The sequence below is a fragment of the Gilliamella sp. ESL0250 genome (assembly GCF_013345045.1).
Lineage (GTDB): Bacteria > Pseudomonadota > Gammaproteobacteria > Enterobacterales > Orbaceae > Gilliamella > Gilliamella apicola_H.
The window spans coordinates 64,655-86,263 of record NZ_JAAEDV010000011.1 but is presented as its reverse complement, the minus strand read 5'-3'; the positions used below and the strand labels follow the sequence as shown (position 1 = coordinate 86,263).

Genomic DNA, 21,609 nt, shown 5'->3' with positions numbered 1-21,609 from the left:
ATAAATTAACATTGTTCGATAGTTATGTATTTATATTAATGGTTATTTATTTATGTATAAATAGGGTAATATGTGACTTATTGTCTCATAAAATGGAATAATAGGGTGGAGTTAGATGAATAGCTCAAATAAATTATTAGAAATGACAGTATTTGTAACCGTTGTTGATTGTAATAGCTTTGTTGAGGCTGCAAATAAATTGAATATGTCTAAGCAGGCTGTGTCGCGTTATATTCAATCGTTAGAAGATCGTTTGCAAGTGCGATTGTTGCAACGAACTACCCGGAAAATGGTCATTACTTACGAAGGACAAACGTTTTACTTGCAAGCAAAAGCTATTATTAATGCAACCATAGAGGCAGAAAATGCAATAAGCATGAATAAAGTAAGTCCCCAAGGTATGCTTCGCATTAATGTACCTGTTAGTTTTGGTATTTTATATTTAGCGCCTTTATGGCAAAAATTTATCGATAAATACCCCAATATAGAGTTGGATATTACACTGTCTGATCGTGTGGTTGACTTACTTGAAGAGGGGTATGACCTTGCTGTTCGAATTAGTCGATTAGAAAATTCATCACTCATTAGTCGAAAACTGGCAACCACACAAATTATCGCAGCAGCTTCACCAGATTATGTTGCCAAATATGGCATGCCCAATCATCCTGATGAATTATTAAATCATAAAATTATTATGTATAGCCAATGGGCTAAAAAAGAACAATGGCATTTTTACAAAGATAATACTTATGACTCAGTTAATTTAAAAGCGAATATTTATTGTAATAATGGCGATACTTGTCGCCAAATTATGTTACAAAATGGCGGTATTTCACTACAACCCGATTTTATTATTGGTCAAGATATTAAAATGAAGAGGTTGGTTCGTGTTTTGCTAGATTATAATGTCGAGGATTTGAATATTTATGCTATTTACCCAAGCCGTAAATTGTTACCACTTAGAACACGTTGTTTAATCGATTTTTTAATCGGTGAACTTAAAGATTACCGAAGGTTAGTTTGTTGAGAAATGGATTACGTATTGTTTGAAATACTTTGTAATATACATATAATGTATCAAAAACTGCATTAAATAGCCTTTTATTATTTTGGTAATAAATTGGGATAATAAATTTAAAAAAATAAATTTAATAAGGAATATAAAATGAGTCTATTTTCCCGTCTATTTAGTCGTTGGGATAATAAAATTCGGCAATCGGATGACATTTTAGTTGCAAATTCTTCTATTGAAAATCCTCTATCTTTGGTAGTGCTATTCAATGACAATCTCTCTTTTAATCGACATAAATTATTAAAAACATTACGCAAAGTCGATTCGTCAATGAAAAACATCCGATTACCATCATCCATTGAACAAATAACTGATGGCGCTGATACCCTTGTGGCATGGGGGCAGCATATTATCAAAATTGTTGGTTTTAATGCCCCTTGTCCTTCCGAAATTTTACAGCCGTGTATTGAAAATAGTCAAAACACGCAAGAGCTTAAGCAACAAGTTTCTAATCACCAAAGCCATGTAATTTTATACTATGTTGGATTTGAAGAGGATTTAGTTGAGCAATATGTTGCTTTAACACAGTTTGCTGTTGGATTTGAATATTGCGATATGAGCGCGCTTATTAATGCAAAGGCTCATCAAATTTTAGCAACACATGTTGCTAGCGCACTGGCAAATGAACAACAAGGTGTCTATTTGTTACGTAATTGTTTACCACTATTTTTTATTGGATTTGTGGAATTTAATGTTGACCATTTTGATGGCGTATGGATGCGTACTTATGGTGCAGACGCTTTTGGTTTGCCCGATTTGGCTATATTAGCCAATAGTTATGAAGATAGCGAGAAGTATATGAACATGTTCAATAATTTATTGCTTTATTTGCGGGATAGTGGGGCAGCGATACAAGCAGGTCATACTACAGAAGATACCGAAGGCAAAAAAATGTTATTACGTAGCCCATCAGCACAAGAATCTTTTTTACAAAATGGTGGAATGGTGTTGGTGATGGAATACCTTGTTGAGTAATCTTCAGCAATAAATCAGATTTATTTATATAACGATTAACATCCTCTTGATAATCATCGATTTTAGAAAAATTTAATATTAAGGAAGAATAAATGAATATTTTTTCACGTCTATTTGGTAAAAAGTCACAGCCACAACAAGCTAGCGGGGCACTAGTTGAAAACCCAGATATTAAGGAAGCATTAGCATTAGGTGTTGTGTTTAAAGGGCAATTTTGTTTTGAGGAAGATAATTTATTAAATAAATTACGCAATATAGATTCATCAATGAAAGACATTCAATGTCAACAGCCATTTGGACAGTTAGATGATGGATGTTATATCTTAGTTGGTTGGGGAAAACATGTGATTAAGCTATTTGGAATCAATGCCCCATATCCTGCTGAGGTTTTAGAAACTTGTGTAGCACCTGCACATTATAATCAGGATATCAAAGCGCAAATTCGCAATAATGATAGCCATTTAATTTTATATTATGTTGGGTATGAGCAAGATGTGCTTGAGCAATACCTAGCTTTAACCCGTTTAGCTGCTGGTTTGGAGGAGTTTAACGCTTTGGCTGTGATTAACGGAAATGGGCATTCTTCGCTACCAATAAATACTATTCGTGGGTTGGTTACAGATAAAGGTGGAATTGATAGTTTATGCCATTGCTTACCCTCGTTCTTTTGCGGATTTGTGAAATATGAAGTTGAAGGTGTTAAAGGGGTATGGATGCGTACTTATGGTGCGGATGTTTTTGGCTTACCTGATTTTGCTGTATTAGCCAATAACCATGATGAGGGGGAATATTATTTTGAAATGTTTGGTAATATCCTAGAGTATCTACGTGATAGTGGTGCAACAATGAGTCCAGGCGATACCATGGATGTGGGCGATAATAAAATGATGTCATTACGCGCTCCACAAGATGATGAATACTTTTTGAAAGATCAAGGTCATGTTTTGGTAGTTGAAATAAATAGCAATAATGCAACTGCATAAATACTTAACTTGCCAGCAAAATTAATCTAATAAAATAAACGTCTATTTTTAAATAGTGCGTTTATTTTTTTATATTCATTTTATCACTTAATTTATTGCTTAATTTACTTATCGATAGTGCTAACCCATTATCAAAAATTTATTTTTTCATTGTGAGTACAATATCGCCAGAATTCAGCCTTACCTTTTCGCCATTATATTGGTACTCAGACCACAGGGAAGGGTTATCCGATTCACAGTCATTAATGATTCGATATTCACTATAACCTGTATTACTGCCCAAGATAGGTATAATTTCACCAACAGATCTTTCAATATCATGTTCAGACAAGTAGATAATTAATTTTTTGACTAATGCTAGTTTGTGTTTTAACTCTGGATTATCTTTATATGATGATTCAATAAAATCAATAATATCTAACATTTATAACCTTTATAAAAATGTAAAACCAAAAAAATGATTTGGGTCAAAAAGTAAATTACCACAGTCTTGACCATTGAAGTAAGTTATACTCATTGAGGAAAAGGGTATTGATGAGTATGTTATATCGGTGATACTTACGGCCTGCTCGGTTTTGAATAATTGTGAATAAATTGACATTAATGAAAAATGGTCATCATCATCTAAAGTAAACCATGCTTTAATTTCTGTTAATTCATTATATTGTATAATACCTGCTTCATTTAAATATAACTCAAAAATAACTTTATCAATAATAAAATATAATCTATCATAAAGCGGGTGAAAAATCGGTAGAGTAGCATAATCAACATAGCCAGCGATCATTACATCCTTTAGTTCACCGTACATTAATCTATCAAAAAATCCCTGCATGATTAACCCTTTTTTTACTTTGTACAATTAACTCAAAAAACGATTCTGTTGTAATCAGCATATCAAGAAAGTTTTTATATTAAAGTCAACATTTACGCCATTCATTTTTTCACCTATACTTGTTTAACTATGTATGGGCAGCTTCTGCCAAAGCCTCAAACCCCACGTACAGCGCCCCCAATCGTGGCGGTGATTGGGTTTTGTTTTCCTATATCTTATCGTTTAAATACTTGAACACTAACATGCAGTTGCTCTAAATAATCAAAGTTATCGTATGTAAATGTTGTCACGCTCAACTTGCATCATTAACTACTTCAAACATCATCTAAAAGACATCTATTATTTGATAAATAGAATTCACCGATTTCTTGCACATCTTTATCGTCACTTTGTAAAGCTAAAATCGCCAATTTTTTTGATAACTTCTGGCTAAATGAATTGAATAAATACATCAATATACCAAATGTTTGATAATCCTGTTGCCCTAAAATAGGTGTAATATAATTCCAAATATGTTTTTCTAGCCACTGTGTATCGATACTTAAAATAATCTCTTGGCATAATTTTGTATTGCCATCTAAATATCGCATAATGTTGATAATTTCAGGTAATAAGCTTATTTTGATTGCTTCAGGAAATTGTTTGATCAAGTGTAATAACAAGGGATCAAACTTTTGGGTTAAGTGTGTTTTAATTAATTCAACGGCTTTAGGCTGATTAGCTAATAAATAGAGTTTATTTAATAAATTATCCTGTAGATTAATGCAGTCGGTTAAAAACTGATTTATATCATTAAATGAGTGCATATTTCGGGTTACCTGTTTTATCTATGATGTTGCTCAAAGTTTTATCTGGCAAAACCATATCCAATTATCATGATGAAAATAGAATGCAATATTGTTATCAGGGCAGATAAGTAGGCTATCATCATGAATATTATCTAGACAATGGGTTGATATTTCTATCCCATTGGTATAGGCATCATAATAATATCCTGATTTAATGGTATAGTGCTTTATAATTTGAGTAAATTTTTCAAAAGCATTGTTATCAATTCTTACACAATGGTGATTCAAATGTTTATCAAGATGTTTGATGTTATTGGCAAATTTCTGCCACTTTCCATTAATTAGAAAGTGATATCGTTGTTTTTTATCTTTCTTTATAAAGTTGTTTATAAAAAAATTTAGATGATTCATAGTATATTGAATATCAAGTTATGATTTGACGTTTATATATTGCCATTTTATCTTAAAAAATACCTTTTAATTGCTTTTTTGATATTTTGATCTGTTTAGCGATGACTTCTACGTAGAATGAATCACTTTGAATAATGTAATGCCAATAGTCACCGCGATCATATTGTTGCCAATTAGGGAAATGAGATTGTCTTTCATTGACTAATTGCTCAAGCCATGATGATTCAGGGATAACCCAATAACAAGAATTAACATCATCGCTATCACAATGGCTGTAGTAAGTGCACTGTTTGTTTCGTTCAAAACGCATTGCCCAAACATTAGAAAACTGGAATATACCCGTAAATTTAGAATACTTTGCAGGTTTATACCATATTTTACAATAGGCGGTTAACGTATCGCCTTTGGAATTTATGACAATGTCATCGTTGGGGGCTTGCCAAAAAGGAAGTTCAATGGGATAGGCATGATCTTTGGCTTGTGAGCATTGATAAGTGATACCATGATTGGTTAAGGTGGTTTGAATATACTCATCGTGGCTATTAAGATATTCATCTTCCGTTATCATAAAGGTAAGAATATAAGATGGACTAAGAACAATATCAAAAATGCGATCGATTTTGTCATAAACCACTATAGTAAAATCATTTAACTTAGCTTTAGCGATACTACTATCATTTTTGTAGGTGAATGTACTGTTAAAGGCTTGCGCAAGCTTGGCTAATAGTTGCTCAAATGAGCAATCCTCATTAATTAACAATCTTAACCATTTTTGGGGCGTATTCATCTGTTCCTGCTTAGCACTATTACTCTGCGATTAATTTAAGGCTGAACCGGTAAAAATATTCGCCAGTTTGCCAATAATATTTATCAATTTTAATCTTTTTGGGGATGAATTGTTAGGCTAATCTTATTTTTTATTATTTGAATAATTTTATTAAACGATTATTTTAAATTGAAAATAGCACTGAAAGTTGATTGATAGTTTTGCTATTTACTAATTTGTTAACGCTATCTATGCATATGATTGTCATGGTTAGGATTTTTGTTTCTGTTAAATCTAAACAAATATGCGTGGATATTGATATTATAACGTTTTCTCAAATTAGCATTTAATTAATCGCGCAACTATTTAAATAATAGCAGTGCGACGCGTAAGTCGCACCGTTATTGCTTATATTATTGTTAGTGTCGTTGAATCGATTTAAATTTTTCTGTCGTTTGCTTTAATGCAATTTCTGTTGGTAAACGCTCCATCGAGCTTGCGCCATAAAATCCATTACAATCAGGACAATTTTTTAAGATATATTCAGCATCTTCTGGAGTAGCAATAGGACCACCATGACATAAAATAATAATGTCTGGACGAATAGCTTTAGCCGCTTTTGCCCATTGATTGATTAACGGCACACAGTCAGCTAGTTTCAATGCCGTTTCTGCACCAATACTTCCACCTGTTGTTAGTCCCATATGGGGTACTAAAATATCTGCACCCGCTTTAGCCATATCGATCGCATTTTGTTCGCTAAATACATAAGGTGTTGTAAGCAGATCTTTTGCATGTGCTTTGCGAATCATTTCAACTTCTAAAGCGTATCCCATTCCTGTTTCTTCTAAGTTTGCTCTGAAGTTACCATCAATAAGCCCAACAGTTGGAAAGTTCTGTACGCCAGCAAATCCCGTTTCCTTTAATTGATCTAAAAATTGGTCAAATTGACAAAAAGGATCTGTGCCATTTACACCCGCTAGCACCGGCGTATTTTTAACTACCGGCAATACTTCTTTAGCCATATCCATTACAATTTCGTTAGCATTGCCATAAGCAAGTAACCCAGCTAATGAACCTCTACCAGCCATACGGTAACGTCCAGAATTATAAATAACAATAAGATCAATACCACCAGCTTCTTCACATTTTGCTGATAATCCTGTACCCGCACCACCACCGATAATTGGGTGACCTTTAGCAATCATATCGTGGAATTTTTTTAACAATTGAGTTCGTTGACTACTCATTATATTCTCCAAATATTTATTTCATTATCTTTGTAAATTCGTTGATGATCAGATCACAAAACTGCGGTGAGTTTATATGATAGGAGGTTTTTATTAACTTTCTTTTTTCAGTTTGAATAAAGGTTTTTTCAAATTCATCAATAAATACTTGATTAGCTTTTGGTGACCAAAAAGCACCATCTTCAATATCTAAAGCCGAAAATCCACCTTCAGGAATAATAAAAGTGACATAACCTTGGCATTGATTAAGTTTATTTGCGATCCAATTAGCCATTTTTTTGTTTTCTTCTGGCGTTGTTCGCATTAAGGTCACTTGTGGATTATGTGGATAAAACAGACGATCTTTATATTTTTGTGGGATAGTATCAGGGCTAGCAAAATTTACCATATCAAGTGCGCCACACGATCCAATATAAGGTATTTGGCTTCTGGTAATGGCACCAAAACGATCTTCATCACAAGCTAAAACGCCATCGAATAAATAATCACCTACTTCAGTTGTTGTGATATCAAGTACCCCATGCAATAAATGGCTATCAGCGAGTTTTTCCATCGCTTTACCACCACTGCCTGTAGCATGAAAAACCAAGCAATCATATTGATCGTGTAATTTAGCTGATAAGGATTGAACACATGTCGTTGTGACACCAAACATAGTCAATCCAATTGCAGGCTTATCTTTAATCGTATTTTGGGCTTTAAATAGAACCGAGCCAGCAATAAAGTTAGCCGCATTGGTTAAAACTTTTCTTGATATAACATTAATTCCAGCAATATCAGTAACAGAATACATCATTGCAATATCACTTGCACCGATATAACCCGAAATATCGCCAGATGCCATTGTTGATACCACCAGTTTAGGAATTCCAACAGCGAGTGATTGCATAGCAGGAGTAATTAATGCTGTTCCACCTGAACCACCTAAACCCAGTATGGCTTCTACATCATTTTGAGCCATCAAAAATAATTTGAACGCATCAGCCATTGCAACAATTGCTTTGCCTCTATCGCCGCAAAAAACAGCTTGTTTACCATTTGGATGGTAACTAGCAACGGTTTCTGCGACGATAGCGGCTAAATGATTATATTGATGAGGTTGTGTAGAAATATCGACAATTTTACAGTTAAGGTTTTTCAAATCGAGAAGATTTTTGATATAAACGATTTCTTCCCTTTTTGTATCTAATGTTGCAACTAAATAAATTGTACGAGCTGATGCCATTTATTATTCCTAAATAAGTTAATTAGGTAGATACTTGTAACAAAAGGATGATGAATTGTCATACATTACATATCAAAAATGAGACTTAAGTCTCATTTTTTGTGGAGTGATAAATTTTAACTAATTTATTAAAATGCGGTATCATGTTTACGATTACTACAAATTAAAGATATATCAATGATTCAAAAGACTTTAGTACCTTCCTCAATATATACTGGCGTAAAAAAACGAACTTATGAACGTTTAATTAATACTGCATTAGAAGCATTAGAACAGGGCTGTGAACTCACTATAACCGAACTTGCTGATAAATCTGGTATATCCCGAGCAACCGCATACCGCTATTTTCCGACACAAAGTGCTTTAATTACAGCTGTGGTTGAAAGTTCATTAGAACCTATTTTTAGTTGGCGATCAAAAAAACAAAATGCAGAAGAACGTATTCATGATTTTTTAGCTTTTGCTTTTCCACAAATGTTAAAACATGAAGGGGCATTGCGTGCTGCGATAAAGGTCTCATTACAACAATGGGCAACAGAACGAGCCTCATTATCACCACAAACCGAAAACTTGGTGCGGGGTAATCGCAAAGAAATCCTTTCAACAATATTGTTACCTCTTAAAACTGAACTGCCTGAAGAACTTTATGATAAAGTAATTTATGCTATTTCAATCATTTATGGCTCTGAAATATTTATGGTACTCAAAGACATCTGGAAGCTTGATGATCAGTCTGTAATATCGCTATCGCAATGGATAGCTAAAGCAATCATTAATCAAGCCAAACAAGATGCGTCGAAAATTTGATTGGATATCGAAAATAACTCAGCGCCACAATTTTGCTTAGTCATTATTCTATTATAAAAATCAAGAGATTTTATAAAAAAGCAGACAATATAAAATGATGATTCATCTCTATTTAGATATTTGAAGTAGGAAACTATAGTGAAAAAGTTTGTTTTTATTCTCATTTTTTGTCTTTATGGTTGTGCGCACAAGCAATTACAAAGCTTGCCTAGTCATGATACGATTATAAAATTAATTGTTGATGAAAGTGCTGGGGTTATTGCCGAATCAAAGGAATACTCTTACCAATTTACTAGCCATGATGCAATTAAAGAACTCAAAAGCTATCGTGGATTTTTGTCTGAAACCAAAGATGATATTGAAAGTGTATCAATTAGATTTTATCAAGAAAGTTTAAGTGATGAAATTATTGCTCGATATAGTAGTTTTATCTCAGAAACAAAAATCTTAAACAATAAAAACTTATTGGCAAAATATAAATCAAAATTAATTTTGAAAGATGGTTATTATCAAGTGCACTTTAAAACTAAAGGAAAAGTCTATAAACAAGCCAATACGATATCCGATCAATATTTATTGCCAAAACCAATTAAAGTATCAATTAGGACAAAGCATGAACTAGACTCAAATGATGATATAACTGGCGACGTAGCCGGGTTAATTATATTACCAATTGTTGTTCCACTGATGATGATTGGCTGTTTTATCGGTCCTTGTTAAACAGCATGTAAAGCTAAATTTGAATCATGATTTATTAACTCAATTAAAGCGAGCCATTAAAATTTATTGCATTAACTTATTTAATATTAATTTTATACTGAAATTATTCAATAAATGGCTATTTTAAGTTAACATCATAAAAGCTGAACATTTAATAATGTTCAGCTTTTATTGACAATATTTATGATGATTTTAACAACGTTAATAATAGAGTATTCACGTTCAAATTTCACATTCTAAAATCGAAAAAATTTACATTTATCTTGCTAGCAATATTCTTGTATTTAGTGGTATTGAATGGATTGTTTAAATTGTTCATCGTGCACCAAAAGTAAGCAGGTATTACTTGATAATACCGCTTGTTGTAAGCGTTGTTTGTCGTGTTCATTAAGATCGTTAATGCAAGCAACGATATAACTACAGGTTTTGCTTCGTAAAGCCTTTTCTATCGTCGATATTAAATTTTCATTTTTTAAATTACTTAAATGAATAACTTTTTGTTTGTCGAGTCCAGCAGTATTGATCCATGCACGTTTTAACATTGGCCGATTTGATAGCCATAATTGCCATTTTTTAGCTTTATTCAATGATTTTAATAAAGGTCGCTGTTGTTGTAACAGTTGTTGGAAAGGCGATTCAAAGTGAATAGCCATAAGTTGTTGTGATGAATGTTCAATTAACATAATAACCTCGACACTGTTTCTATATACAGTGTATATTAATACAGTGTTTTGGCGTTGTAAACTCTATTTATGAACATTTTTTGTATTATTTATAAATAGCACAACATCACGGACGCAACCATTGATATGACAAGATTCCTAAAAAAGTTGTTAAGACTGATCCAACAACATGTATAAATATTGTTGTTAATCCCCAAAATATTCGACCTCCTTGTAAAAAGTTAACAATTTCGGCTGAAAAAGTTGAAAAAGTTGACAGACCACCACAAAAACCCGTTATCACAAGTAATCGCCATTCGGCTGAAAGATTAGAGTGATTAAAGAAAGCAATAGCAAAGCCAATAATATAACCTGCAACTAAATTAGACAGTAGTGTGCCTAGCGGAATTGCAAAAGCAATAATATTCAATTTAAGCGATAAAAACCAACGCAATAAACCACCTGCCACAGAGCCAACTGAAATGGCTAAAATAAGTTTCAACATAGATAATCCTTAATTAGCAAAAGCGAAATCTAACCGCATTAAGATAAAATGCAGCCTTTTACTTACAATAATTAACACGTTAAGGTAAACATCACATTAATTAACAAAAAATTTAGTTATGATTATAACGATAGAAGATAGAAACGAATATCGTTTTATCCAAGTTTTATTTTTGTGTTTATTGAATAATAATAAATAAAGTCAGGACTTAATATGATTTGCCTATACAATTAATTTAATCATTAGGAAATTATGATTTGATTAGGCTAAAATAGCCATTAAAAATTGATATAGCAAAGGGGGAAATATTGTGTTTACAGGAATTGTACAAGGAGTGGGTCAAATTATTGATATTAAAGATCAAGATAAATTAAGAACATATAAAGTCAAATTACCGCATCAATTAACCGATAAAATTGAAATTGGTGCTTCAATAGCCAATGATGGCTGTTGTTTAACTGTGACAGGCTTTGATAAAGATGTCGTATCTTTTGATATTATGGAAGAAACCATTGCATTGACCACATTAGGTGATAAAAAAATCAATGATTACGTCAATATCGAGCGTAGCGCCAAATATGGTGACGAAATTGGTGGACATGTGATGTCTGGGCATATCTCTTGCACCGCAACCATTATTGATATTCAAAAAACCGCAACAAACTGCCATATGGCGTTAAAGTTGCCACCACAATTTAGCAAATATGTATTATATAAAGGCTTTATTGGAATCGACGGCGCTAGTTTGACCGTTGGCGAAGTTAACGATAATTGCTTCCATATCCATTTAATTCCTGAAACACTTACAATTACCACATTAGACGCTAAAAAAGTCGGAGATAAAGTCAACATTGAAATTGACTCACAAACTCAAGCCATTGTTGATACTGTTGAACGAGTATTAGCCGCAAGAGAATGATAATATTAATCGAATTTGTGTCAGATTTAAGCTAATTTGTGCTGATTATAGATTGAAAATTCCTTATGATGGCTTTTATTTAATAGTCAAAAGAGGCTAACATGCGTATTTTGTACAAAGCGAAAGCCATTATTTATAGTACATTATTATTGAGCACAAGTTGCAGTTATGTGGCACAATTACAATTAACTAGCACTGATCTTATCGATAAAGGGTTTACTGCTCGGTTTATATCCAATCAATTTGGTTGCCAAGGCGAAAATATATCTCCGCAAATTTCATGGCAAAATCTACCCAAAGCGACAAAAAGTTTAGTATTAACTATGTATGATCCTGATGCACCAACGGGTTCTGGTTGGTGGCATTGGGTGATTGTTAATATTCCTGTACAAACGCCGTTTATTAAACAATCAGCAGGAAATAATCCCAATTTATTACCTAAAGGAAGTAGGTTAGTACGTAATGATTTTGGCGTAATAAATTACGGTGGTCCATGTCCTCCGCTAAATTCGACTCATCGATATCAATTTACACTTTATGCACTAGACATTGATCACATTGAGGTTGATGAACAAACCACACCAGCTCTAATTGGTTTTATTGCTAATTCGCATCAAATAGCGAAGGCAGATATGATTTACTCCTACTCACGTTGATATTGGTTAATAGGCTATTAGGATTATGGATTTTGCTTCAATTGGTCGAGTGACTTATATAACACAACGTTGCAATCAAACCCTAAAGCAGATTCAAAGCAATGATCCTATGATTGTCTATGTCATAAATGGCGAAAAACAGATTGAATGTGAGGGCGAATATTTTAAGGTAAAAACAGGTCAATTAGTCCTGATTCCAGCAGGTAATTTAATGAATATCAATAATTTTTATATTGATGATAAGGATTATCAAGCCATCTGTTATTCTTGGCATGCACAGTTAATAGACCAATTTGCTTTATCTCATCTTTATCAGAGTAGTCAAATTCTTAAAAAAATTAAAGTTGAAACAATATTACCTGAAACTTTTATTACTCGATTGATACAAATTAAAACAGAATTATTGACACATAACCAATGCAATTCTAATCTTGTTAAACATTTATTTATTGAATTATTAATTAGATTATCTGCATTTGGTGTGTATTTTCCCCTGAATAATAACCCGAAAATCAGCCAAAAAATTCGCGAAATTATTAACCAGCAGCCAGACAAAAAGTGGCAGGCAGCAGAAATTGCTAAACAATTTGCTATGAGCGAATCAACTTTAAGGCGACATCTTGCTTTAGAAGGATATAATTTATCCAAAATTATCTTAGATATAAGAATGAATTTTGGTTTAATGCTGTTACAAACTACCCAAAAAACGATCCTACAAATTGCCCAAGAAGTGGGATATGAATCGGGCTCTCGTTTTGCTTTTTACTTTAAACAACGTTTTGGATTTTCACCAAAGAGGTTACGTTAGTTAATTTTTTATCGCTAACATTTAATTTTATTTATTAAATTGTTTTGTATTTTTCAATTTTCATTGAATCAATAATTATCTTTATTATTTTCATAATACTCATTGTTTGTTAATATTTATATATATAAAGACATTGAACTGTTTGCACTTCTTGATTAAATCAATCCGCTAAAAATGCATAAGGCGTTTTTCCCGAAATCGCTTTATGCGGTTTAACTGTATTATAATAGTTAATAAATCGCTTAAGTTTTTGTTGCCTGTCTTTTGAATCTTCGAATATTTGCTGATTATGCCGCATACGCATTAAAGTGCGTATCACGTTTTCTGCTTTCCCGTTCGTTTTTTGGAGGGATTGAGTGAATTTTTGATTGGTATCGTTTTAATAAATAGGTATTCACAAGCCCCTTGATATTCATGTCAATTGTTTGAATAAATACATTTCTAATGTTTTATAGCGTTTGCCTTTACTGAACAATGGAACAGACAGCTACAATACAGCTTTGTTATCACGTTATAAATGGTTGAATAACGGACCATAAAACATTCAGTAAAACCGGTGAAAGTTATTTTTTTATGATACAGTTGCTCAATATTTTGTCGTTAATAAGGATATAGTTTTGTTTTTAAGTATATTCATGACAGCATTTCTTTAGATTACAGTAAACAGCGCGAATAATTCCTACAAGTCAGTTGATATAATTACTTATCCTTATAATTTAAATTGAAATTTTTGATAAAAAAAGTAAAAAATAGTTGCAAAAATGAGTAAAAAAACGTAATTTGTCTGCTTAAATTGATTATCGTTATTAATTACAAAACAAACATTCATAAATTTTAAGTTGGTTTAAATAGTTAGGAGCTGGGTGTCATGGGGTCGTCTGTTGGTAATATTTTGCTATCTAGCATTGCATCATTTAGCTAGTTTAATTTTTCCAATTGATTGAATTAAGTATCTACATATTCTGATGTATCTATTGCCAAAAAAGTGACAATCATTTTTACATTGCCATAATCCTATTGTTTAAACTATTGATATAATTAAATATATCAAGTTTGAAAATAACTAAAGTATCGAATAAAAACCATATTAAATTTAAATAATAACAAGTATCCACTGTATCAAAGTAGCAAATGCCAGGATAGAGCAATATGCAAAACAAAATGGTAAGGATAGAAATAGTATGAAATACCACTTAGATAATTTTGTTAAATTAATGAATGACTCCAAAAAGAATCGTTATTTGCTAGTTGATAAATTAAGACCATTACCGGATTATAATTTAATATCTGTTGACAATATTCTTGAATTCTTTTTCGATAAACAAGCCGATAAAAATGCCAAAAAGGAGCGGATTGTTCCCATTTTAAGGCCAGATTTGAGTCATGATACCGATCATTGTCCGCATCTGATATTAATTGCAGATCAAAACGAATCGATAAACCCTGAACTATTGGCACTTTCTCTTAAAGAGGCTAGTAGTGAATTATTTATGGATAAGCGCTATATATGCGCTTGGCTTATAAGTGATTTACCGCTAACACAATTAGCTGAAGAATTAGTCACCATAGGAGAAAATTTGGCTAAAGAAGCACTGACAATAAATAGTCGATTTTTTCCTTATTACGAACCTTTCCGTATGCAATTATTACATGAAAGTAACCTGATTTATCAACAATGGTTACCTAGGCAGTTAAAAGGTATTGCACAATATTGTTATCTTAATTTAAGCCGTAAAATTAAAATTATCCAAAAACCCGAACCAAACGAAATCTTAGGTTTTTCACAAATAAGTGACCGTACGGTTTCGTATCAACAATATGCTAAACAAATTTTTCTTTGCTTTAAAACTTTAATCGAAAATAAACAGATCAAAACACCTGACGATAGACAACTTATTATGGTGGCTGATAAATGGTTAGATAGCATAAGAACAGGTCTAGCCGATTTAGAAGATCAGTTTGCATTTGTCATCAACAGCTTGTTTTATAATATTGATTTAATGAATCAAGCACAAACGCAACAGGCTGTATTTAATGCAATTGAAAATCCAGGCACATTAAAACAAAACTTATCGGTACTGAGAAAATCGCAATGGGGGCAAGTAAAATAATGGAAGAACAATCAAAACAACAAGAAGAACAAGTTTTACATAATCACGAAACCGATATAATTAAAGACGCTGAGGATGTTAACGAAAAAATAGCAGAACTCGTTTCGCTTAGTAAAGAAAACTGTCGGCTTTGCGGGCGTGATGGCTATCCCATTTATCTACTCAGAAAGGCAGTAATTAGAAAAAAAGCATGGGATGTCGATTGGTCTAAAAATGTGCCTAAGGGCGTAGCAAAACAACCATCTCAAGCATTACAAAAATATGAATATGTACTGCGTAATGTAAGGCAAGGTTACATCTATGTATTAGTTGAAAGCATAGAAGGCAAAAAAGAGTTTATTGGTTATGAAGTTACTCCTGAAGGCGTGTTTAGACATAGACCAGTTGAAAATATGGTAGTCAATAAATGTGATTCTATGGCGCAATCTTGTACTAAAAAAAATCACCATATACCAGCTTCGTTTATTACCATTAATAATTATTTATACAAAAAGGCGTGGATTGCCTATAGTAAGCAGCCTTGGTCAAAAAAAGTTCGAGAACAATATCGCACAGGTAAAGCCGATTTAAGTCGTTTTACCTTTGTTGATCTGAGTGTCGAAGCAACTCGAACGTTATCTAAAGATCAAATAAGTGCGGAAAATTTATTTAAAACGGCTGTTGATTATAATCGTAGAAAAGATAACTATACAGAGCTTCCCCCAGATTCGGCACCGTTACAACCCGAATTGGTATTTGAGGATCTGACAATAACGGGGTATTACAGTTTACATCATTTTCAAAGCCGTAAAGATTCTGATTGGGGTTACTATCAATATGTATCTGCAATGGAATCCCAACTTCTTTGCAAAATACCTGTGGTAGTGGTTGAGGATAATTTTGGTATTGTTGAAGAGCTTAACTATCAACGTGAAGTCAACAATAATTTTACGGGTGATAGAAATTTAATCCATAAAAAAGACAAAAACACAGGGATCCCCTATGTGTTTAGCTTAATTCATACTGATGAATTTGAATATAAAAATGCAATACTTAACACCATCGACGCTTACGAAAAATCAATAGATAAATTTTATAAAGAGCGTTCATCGGGATATATTCGCCATACAATCGATGAGTCAGGAAGCACAGTTAACCATTTGACTCGTAGCGAAATTGATATCTGTAGTAATCACCCTTTAACTAATTATGGTACCTGTGAATTTATTCCTGAAAATAAATCCGCCGAGGAAAATTTTGCAAAAAATTGGAACAAATTAAAAAAACAGCTTGATACTAATAAAATTGAAACTTTTCGAAAAGATAGGCGAGACTACCAAAGTATGGTCAAAAGCCGTTTATTAGACTATTCCAAAGATTATGCCTATTATGCACGTTGGCTATTTGGTAAAGCAGGCAAAAACTCCAAGTTATCACAAACCGTTATTAGTGAACGTAATAAAAACCGTTTTTGGGAAGTGGAATTTGATTATCAACTTAAAGCGTTTCATAAGTTATACCTTGATGATGCACATATTATGTTATCCAGTCATATTCCACCAACTGACGATGTCAAAGCTTTATATGACGAACTGTGCTCAGACGAAAACAGCTATTACTATCGAGTGATAGCGGGTGATAATAAGCAATTGTTTCTAGAAACCGACAGTGATACATCAGCAAGTAGTGATCCTTCATCAACAACCGAACCCCCAAAAACAGATGGTTCCACGTCAGAAGATGATTCGTCAGATGATGAGTTTAACAAAGCGATGGTTGATAGTGTCAATGCAATATTTGGTGCAGAAGTCAGTACATCAGATGGGGATATTCTTCTTGGTTATTTAATCCGTAATCATATTTTATCTTTGGCAACTGATATTAGCAAAGGTATAGCAACCGAATACCGTAATGGCAAAGTTCTACTTAACCAAACGTTAATATCAGAGCGTTTAAAACTTTTAGCCGAAAAAATAGCAAATGGTAAAGTGACACAAACAACCTTAAATATTCGCATGACCGATATTGCCGAAGTATTTAACCGAATTGGCGAAATTTCGGCAACAGGTGGCGTCAATTTCAAAACTAATTTAAAAACCGCACAAGGTGATAACTTATATTTTAACAAAGCAGATTCTAAATTTTACATTATGGATGTAAACGGTAAATCCCGAAGCTTTACCCGTGAAGAATACGAAACAATAAGACAAAAAACCGTGTCACTTGAAATAGCCATGGTGACCGAAAATCCTCGAGTAACCCCAAAATTATTGGAAGAATTTGAAAAGTTAGCCAATGAAGAGGTTTTATCAATTAAGAAATTTCGACAATTTGCCAATCGCGTGCCCAAAGAAGTTGAAATTTCGGTAATGGCAAATGGCGACGACTTACAACAATCGCTATTAAAAGAATTAGAAGAATCGAAAAAAATATATCATGTTCAAACTGAAAACCAAAAAATTGTTGTCAGCGGTTTAGCAAAATGCTTTTTAAATCTGGTAATGATTCACTTTACGCTAAATGCATTTAAAAATAATCTGGAAAAAATCAAAACCGAGACCGATCCAATACAAAAAGCCTTTCTGCTTTATGATTTAACCTCGAGTTTAATCGCTATCGCAGGTATGGCGGCCGAAGTTGGCGGGCATATTATCAAAATGGCAACAGGTATGACCGCACTTAAGATGACTAACTTTTTAACACGTCATCCTTATGGTGAAAGCCGACTAACACCACCAAAATTGAAACTCGCTTATGGCATGAAGCAAGTTTTTAATGTCACAAACAAATTTCTCAATTTTGTCGATAAAGGGCTTGGTATATTAGCAATAGTTGATGGCGCGATGGAGGTTTTAAAAGGCACTAATTTAATTTTTAATGAGGAAGATGGTATTGCGGGTGTTTCTAAAATTGTGGGAGGTTTAGCCATAATGGTTGGTGCAGCAATGACATTAAAATTGGTGACTTTAATGCTTCCGGTAGCGATGGTACCAGTTGTGGGTATTATTGTTACCATTGCTGGTATCATTATTCTCTACATCTCCACATTATTTGAGCGTAGCAAGCTAGAGCGTTGGTTTGCTCGTTGTGGCTTTGGTATTGATAATGGGCGCTACCCAATGACAATCGCTGGATGCAAACAAGCGCTAAATGATTTTTCGGTGTTGATATCAGGCCTCTCACCGCAATTGCGCTTTGCACAGCCCGATAAAAATCAAGAAATTTTACTAGCTGAATTTATATATCGCTCGCTTTACCTTGATATGACCATTCATGACTTCGATATGAAAAACGATAAATTAGCATTTATTGTCACTATTATGGATAAAAGAAACCCAGACTTAAAGGTAAAAATACAACTTAACCATAATAATATAAGTAAAATGCTGGAACCGAAACTCCTTGAAGATAGTTTGAATAAACAATTATATGGTCGTCCCTATATTATATTCACCTACGATAAAGGTAGAATGTTTAAATATCAATCAGAAGAGGTTGAAAACGATAATAGTGATTACACATTAAAACCAGTAAAAGGTACAAAAACCAATCTGGTTATTCGCTTTAAGCTGGCCGAGGTAAATCATAAAGCCATTACATCATTACTCTATACCGTTGAACTTAACTATAAAAAACCCGATATCATAAATGGCGACCAAATAGAAGAGTCACAACCGCTTCATCAATTTTATGAATTTGACGGTTATGGGATCATGGTTTTAAACCATAAATAGATTAAAAAGGAACAAAAATATGCCATCACGCTATCAACCGCAACTATCAGGCTGGAGTAAAGACCTCAGTAAAACCAGTGGATTGGGCATTATCAGCGAAGCAAACTATATAGCTTGTGCTAATGATAACTATCTTGAAATTTATCGTTATAGAAAACTTATTGGAGTAAGTTGTATATTGATTTTAATGGTTTTTGCTGATTTTATACTTGTTTCTACTTTTTTTCACATTTTATTTGTAAAAAGATATTTATGGGTGATGGGGATTGGAGTATTTTGTATAATTATAACAATAAGTGTCATTATTTATCAGACTCTATTCAATTTTCTTTTTGCCTATTTTGCTCCCTTTAGCAATCCTATTCGCTTTAATCGAAAAACAGGTAAAGTGTATCTTTACGAAGCAGTGGCAATAAAATGGATGACTACATTTTGGTTGCCATTTAGTGCATTCAAGGATTTAAAAAAATATCAAATTAAAGTTTATAATTGGGCAGACTTTCATGCGGTATTACAAAGTTCAACAGGTGCCTTTGCTAGTGGTGGTACAATTGAACTCCATATGTTGTTTGGCGTAGCTTGTAAGCCAAACAGTCATGAAACGATTGAATATATCTATATTGGTGAAACCAACCAATTTGCTTATGCTTGGAACTGGATCAGCCATTTTATGGAGTATGGAACGGACAGGCCATTAAATAAAGCGGGTTTAAGATATATAGATTACAGTCGAGACGATGCCAGAAGTTTTATGGATGTTGAACCGCGCATTAAAGTCACCTCAAGGCAAATTGAAGGGTTAGACAAAGCCTCGAAAGCGGGTTCCAAAGAAGAGCTAGCCCTAATTGAACAAGAATACCAACTGAGTGGTACGATTTATCAAGTTTGCTAATAGGGATGATTAACTAAAAAACTTTAATCATGTTATAAGTTACAGGTTGTTATGTAGCAATAGGAATTTAACTGACAATAGGGTTGATTTTATATAATAAATGAAATTGATAAAAATATATTCATACAAAATTTAATCCAATAATTTATATAAGGTTATTCTTATATAGGGGGGAGGAATGGGGGGAACAGCTGGTTACTATATGCTAATACTGGATAAAACTAAGTTAGTCATTTTTATATTGATCATGGACTAGCACTGATTTCTATGTTTGATAAAGGCAAAAAGCTTGTTTTTGACAATAAATCCACGGGCGATGAGCAATTACCAATTGTAAATGCCGTTATGGTTCAATGGGATGAAATCTACATCAATCCGAAGGCTTTTATTTCAATTTATAATAAAAAATAATAACTTTTTATTTAAAATAAGTAGAAACTACACTACATCTATCACGATACGTTAATAACAGATGAAAACAAATATTTATATATAGAAAAAACAATTAATCAATAAGTAAATGTTTTCATTTATCATTATTTTAACAGTTGTAATCAATTCATATATCATAAGGTTTACAAGTGTTATATGAATTGATACGATCAGACTATCTATCATTCTTTATATTAATCAATAATGTTTTACCTTATTTTTGTAACAATTATTTGGTCATTCTCATTTAGTTTTATTGCGGTTTATTTAAGTGGACAAGTGGATTCTTGGTTTGCTGTTGTGATGCGAGTGCTACTTGCCTTTATGACTTTTATTCCATTTTTACGTTTTAAAAATATTTCTTTTAAGCAGATGTTGCTTTTAATGGGAGTGGGGGCATGTCAATTAGGGATTATGTACTTTTTTTATTATAATTCTTTTCAATATATTTCGGTGCCTGAAGTTCTGTTATTTACTATTTTTACACCAATTTATGTCACAGTTATTTATGATTTATTGCAGCATCATCCATTAAGACTTAGCTATCTTTTAATGGCAATTATTGCGGTAGTTGGCGCGGCTATTATTCGCTATGATCATATTAGTGCTAATTTTATTATTGGTTTTTTATTGATCCAGGGCGCTAATATCGTTTTTGCATTAGGTCAAGTAGGATATAAAAGGATTATGGAAGTTTATCCAATGCCCCAACATCAAGCTTTTGCGTGGGTTTATTTAGGGGCTGTGGTTGTTGCTATTTTAGGCTGGCTGTTGTTTGGTGATGCATCAAAATTACCAACAATTAGTTTGCAATGGGGAATTATTATTTGGCTTGGCGTAGTTGCTTCTGGTGTGTGTTATTTTTTGTGGAATTATGGTGCAACTAAAGTGGATTCGGGTACTTTGGCTATTATGAATAATATGGTTATTCCAACAGGGATTTTGGTGAATGTGGTGATTTGGCACCAATCACTAGACTGGGTACGCTTTATATTAGGTAGTGTAGTCATTATGTTGGCACTACTGCTACACTACAAAGTTAAAAATCGCTCATTAAGTTAAAAACAATAATCTGTAGG

21 protein-coding genes and 1 pseudogene are annotated in these 21,609 nt (G+C 32.9%); 13 read left to right on the top strand and 9 right to left on the bottom strand.

Annotation, left to right across the window (positions count from 1 at the left end; translation table 11 throughout):
* Positions 1-115: 115 nt before the first annotated feature.
* The 3 genes from GYY69_RS09515 to GYY69_RS09505 all read left to right on the top strand — a co-directional run bounded on the left by GYY69_RS09515 (position 116) and on the right by GYY69_RS09505 (position 3,030).
* Complete coding sequence (locus GYY69_RS09515; protein ID WP_174797453.1) at positions 116-1,027, top strand: LysR family transcriptional regulator; 912 nt, start codon at positions 116-118, stop codon at positions 1,025-1,027.
* Positions 1,028-1,165: 138 nt separating this feature from the next.
* Positions 1,166-2,047, top strand: a complete 882-nt coding sequence (locus GYY69_RS09510) for a DUF4261 domain-containing protein (protein ID WP_174797452.1) — start codon at positions 1,166-1,168, stop codon at positions 2,045-2,047.
* A gap of 92 nt (positions 2,048-2,139) precedes the next feature.
* Positions 2,140-3,030 (top strand): DUF4261 domain-containing protein, encoded by an 891-nt coding sequence (locus tag GYY69_RS09505; protein WP_174797451.1) that lies wholly within the window; start codon positions 2,140-2,142, stop codon positions 3,028-3,030.
* Between the two features lie 139 nt (positions 3,031-3,169).
* Here GYY69_RS09505 and GYY69_RS09500 read toward each other — a convergent pair whose 3' ends face one another.
* From GYY69_RS09500 to GYY69_RS09475, 6 genes are all read right to left on the bottom strand, one after another.
* Positions 3,170-3,454, bottom strand: coding sequence for a hypothetical protein (locus GYY69_RS09500; protein WP_174797450.1), 285 nt, complete (start codon positions 3,452-3,454; stop codon positions 3,170-3,172).
* A gap of 9 nt (positions 3,455-3,463) precedes the next feature.
* A complete protein-coding gene (locus GYY69_RS09495; protein ID WP_174797449.1) occupies positions 3,464-3,865 on the bottom strand; it encodes a hypothetical protein in 402 nt (133 codons plus the stop codon).
* 314 nt (positions 3,866-4,179) lie between these two features.
* Positions 4,180-4,671: a hypothetical protein gene (locus GYY69_RS09490; RefSeq protein ID WP_174797448.1), complete on the bottom strand. Its 492-nt coding sequence runs from the start codon at positions 4,669-4,671 to the stop codon at positions 4,180-4,182.
* Positions 4,672-5,116: 445 nt separating this feature from the next.
* Positions 5,117-5,851, bottom strand: coding sequence for a hypothetical protein (locus tag GYY69_RS12685; protein ID WP_202984990.1), 735 nt, complete (start codon positions 5,849-5,851; stop codon positions 5,117-5,119).
* Between the two features lie 398 nt (positions 5,852-6,249).
* A complete protein-coding gene (locus GYY69_RS09480; RefSeq protein ID WP_174797447.1) occupies positions 6,250-7,080 on the bottom strand; it encodes a phosphoenolpyruvate hydrolase family protein in 831 nt (276 codons plus the stop codon).
* A 16-nt stretch (positions 7,081-7,096) separates the two neighbouring features.
* Positions 7,097-8,305 (bottom strand): Tm-1-like ATP-binding domain-containing protein, encoded by a 1,209-nt coding sequence (locus GYY69_RS09475; RefSeq protein ID WP_174797446.1) that lies wholly within the window; start codon positions 8,303-8,305, stop codon positions 7,097-7,099.
* Between the two features lie 177 nt (positions 8,306-8,482).
* On the opposite strand from GYY69_RS09475, the gene GYY69_RS09470 reads away from it, so the two are divergent.
* Positions 8,483-9,112 (top strand): TetR/AcrR family transcriptional regulator, encoded by a 630-nt coding sequence (locus tag GYY69_RS09470; RefSeq protein WP_174797445.1) that lies wholly within the window; start codon positions 8,483-8,485, stop codon positions 9,110-9,112.
* 138 nt (positions 9,113-9,250) lie between these two features.
* On the top strand, positions 9,251-9,832 hold the full coding sequence (locus tag GYY69_RS09465) for a hypothetical protein (protein WP_174797444.1): 582 nt from the start codon (positions 9,251-9,253) through the stop codon (positions 9,830-9,832).
* A gap of 284 nt (positions 9,833-10,116) precedes the next feature.
* Here GYY69_RS09465 and GYY69_RS09460 read toward each other — a convergent pair whose 3' ends face one another.
* Complete coding sequence (locus tag GYY69_RS09460; protein WP_174797443.1) at positions 10,117-10,515, bottom strand: SulA-like leucine-rich domain-containing protein; 399 nt, start codon at positions 10,513-10,515, stop codon at positions 10,117-10,119.
* A gap of 106 nt (positions 10,516-10,621) precedes the next feature.
* Positions 10,622-10,999, bottom strand: coding sequence for a fluoride efflux transporter CrcB (gene crcB, locus GYY69_RS09455; RefSeq protein ID WP_174797442.1), 378 nt, complete (start codon positions 10,997-10,999; stop codon positions 10,622-10,624).
* Between the two features lie 310 nt (positions 11,000-11,309).
* Between crcB and GYY69_RS09450 the strand changes: the two genes are divergently transcribed.
* The 3 genes from GYY69_RS09450 to GYY69_RS09440 all read left to right on the top strand — a co-directional run bounded on the left by GYY69_RS09450 (position 11,310) and on the right by GYY69_RS09440 (position 13,382).
* Positions 11,310-11,918 carry a riboflavin synthase subunit alpha gene (locus GYY69_RS09450; RefSeq protein WP_174797441.1) on the top strand — a complete coding sequence of 203 codons (609 nt, stop codon included), beginning with the start codon at positions 11,310-11,312 and terminating at the stop codon, positions 11,916-11,918.
* Positions 11,919-12,019: 101 nt separating this feature from the next.
* Positions 12,020-12,574, top strand: a complete 555-nt coding sequence (locus tag GYY69_RS09445; protein ID WP_174797440.1) for a YbhB/YbcL family Raf kinase inhibitor-like protein — start codon at positions 12,020-12,022, stop codon at positions 12,572-12,574.
* Positions 12,575-12,599: 25 nt separating this feature from the next.
* Positions 12,600-13,382 carry an AraC family transcriptional regulator gene (locus GYY69_RS09440; RefSeq protein ID WP_174797439.1) on the top strand — a complete coding sequence of 261 codons (783 nt, stop codon included), beginning with the start codon at positions 12,600-12,602 and terminating at the stop codon, positions 13,380-13,382.
* Between the two features lie 160 nt (positions 13,383-13,542).
* Here GYY69_RS09440 and GYY69_RS09435 read toward each other — a convergent pair.
* A pseudogene (locus GYY69_RS09435) lies at positions 13,543-13,713 on the bottom strand (integrase core domain-containing protein); the annotation flags it as partial.
* An 850-nt stretch (positions 13,714-14,563) separates the two neighbouring features.
* On the opposite strand from GYY69_RS09435, the gene GYY69_RS09430 reads away from it, so the two are divergent.
* From GYY69_RS09430 to GYY69_RS09410, 5 genes are all read left to right on the top strand, one after another.
* On the top strand, positions 14,564-15,493 hold the full coding sequence (locus GYY69_RS09430) for a hypothetical protein (RefSeq protein WP_174797438.1): 930 nt from the start codon (positions 14,564-14,566) through the stop codon (positions 15,491-15,493).
* Entirely contained in the window at positions 15,475-19,206 is a 3,732-nt protein-coding gene (locus tag GYY69_RS09425; protein ID WP_174797437.1) for a toxin VasX, read from the top strand. The genes GYY69_RS09430 and GYY69_RS09425 overlap by 19 nt, the downstream gene beginning before the upstream one ends.
* 19 nt (positions 19,207-19,225) lie before the next feature.
* Complete coding sequence (locus GYY69_RS09420; RefSeq protein WP_174797436.1) at positions 19,226-20,098, top strand: DUF6708 domain-containing protein; 873 nt, start codon at positions 19,226-19,228, stop codon at positions 20,096-20,098.
* Between the two features lie 267 nt (positions 20,099-20,365).
* A complete protein-coding gene (locus GYY69_RS09415) occupies positions 20,366-20,509 on the top strand; it encodes a hypothetical protein (protein WP_174797435.1) in 144 nt (47 codons plus the stop codon).
* 225 nt (positions 20,510-20,734) lie between these two features.
* Positions 20,735-21,592, top strand: coding sequence for a carboxylate/amino acid/amine transporter (locus GYY69_RS09410; RefSeq protein ID WP_174797434.1), 858 nt, complete (start codon positions 20,735-20,737; stop codon positions 21,590-21,592).
* Positions 21,593-21,609 lie beyond the last annotated feature (17 nt).

Coding starts and splice junctions, on each gene's coding strand:
- GYY69_RS09445 (WP_174797440.1), top strand. CDS start 12,020: ATGCGTATTTTGTACAAAGCGAAAGCCATTATTTATAGTACATTATTA.
- GYY69_RS09475 (WP_174797446.1), bottom strand. CDS start 8,305: ATGGCATCAGCTCGTACAATTTATTTAGTTGCAACATTAGATACAAAA.
- GYY69_RS09490 (WP_174797448.1), bottom strand. CDS start 4,671: ATGCACTCATTTAATGATATAAATCAGTTTTTAACCGACTGCATTAAT.
- GYY69_RS09410 (WP_174797434.1), top strand. CDS start 20,735: ATGTTTTACCTTATTTTTGTAACAATTATTTGGTCATTCTCATTTAGT.
- GYY69_RS09415 (WP_174797435.1), top strand. CDS start 20,366: ATGTTTGATAAAGGCAAAAAGCTTGTTTTTGACAATAAATCCACGGGC.
- GYY69_RS09425 (WP_174797437.1), top strand. CDS start 15,475: ATGGGGGCAAGTAAAATAATGGAAGAACAATCAAAACAACAAGAAGAA.
- GYY69_RS09460 (WP_174797443.1), bottom strand. CDS start 10,515: ATGTTAATTGAACATTCATCACAACAACTTATGGCTATTCACTTTGAA.
- GYY69_RS09515 (WP_174797453.1), top strand. CDS start 116: ATGAATAGCTCAAATAAATTATTAGAAATGACAGTATTTGTAACCGTT.
- GYY69_RS09505 (WP_174797451.1), top strand. CDS start 2,140: ATGAATATTTTTTCACGTCTATTTGGTAAAAAGTCACAGCCACAACAA.
- GYY69_RS09480 (WP_174797447.1), bottom strand. CDS start 7,080: ATGAGTAGTCAACGAACTCAATTGTTAAAAAAATTCCACGATATGATT.
- crcB (WP_174797442.1), bottom strand. CDS start 10,999: ATGTTGAAACTTATTTTAGCCATTTCAGTTGGCTCTGTGGCAGGTGGT.
- GYY69_RS12685 (WP_202984990.1), bottom strand. CDS start 5,851: ATGAATACGCCCCAAAAATGGTTAAGATTGTTAATTAATGAGGATTGC.
- GYY69_RS09500 (WP_174797450.1), bottom strand. CDS start 3,454: ATGTTAGATATTATTGATTTTATTGAATCATCATATAAAGATAATCCA.
- GYY69_RS09430 (WP_174797438.1), top strand. CDS start 14,564: ATGAAATACCACTTAGATAATTTTGTTAAATTAATGAATGACTCCAAA.
- GYY69_RS09470 (WP_174797445.1), top strand. CDS start 8,483: ATGATTCAAAAGACTTTAGTACCTTCCTCAATATATACTGGCGTAAAA.
- GYY69_RS09510 (WP_174797452.1), top strand. CDS start 1,166: ATGAGTCTATTTTCCCGTCTATTTAGTCGTTGGGATAATAAAATTCGG.
- GYY69_RS09420 (WP_174797436.1), top strand. CDS start 19,226: ATGCCATCACGCTATCAACCGCAACTATCAGGCTGGAGTAAAGACCTC.
- GYY69_RS09495 (WP_174797449.1), bottom strand. CDS start 3,865: ATGCAGGGATTTTTTGATAGATTAATGTACGGTGAACTAAAGGATGTA.
- GYY69_RS09440 (WP_174797439.1), top strand. CDS start 12,600: ATGGATTTTGCTTCAATTGGTCGAGTGACTTATATAACACAACGTTGC.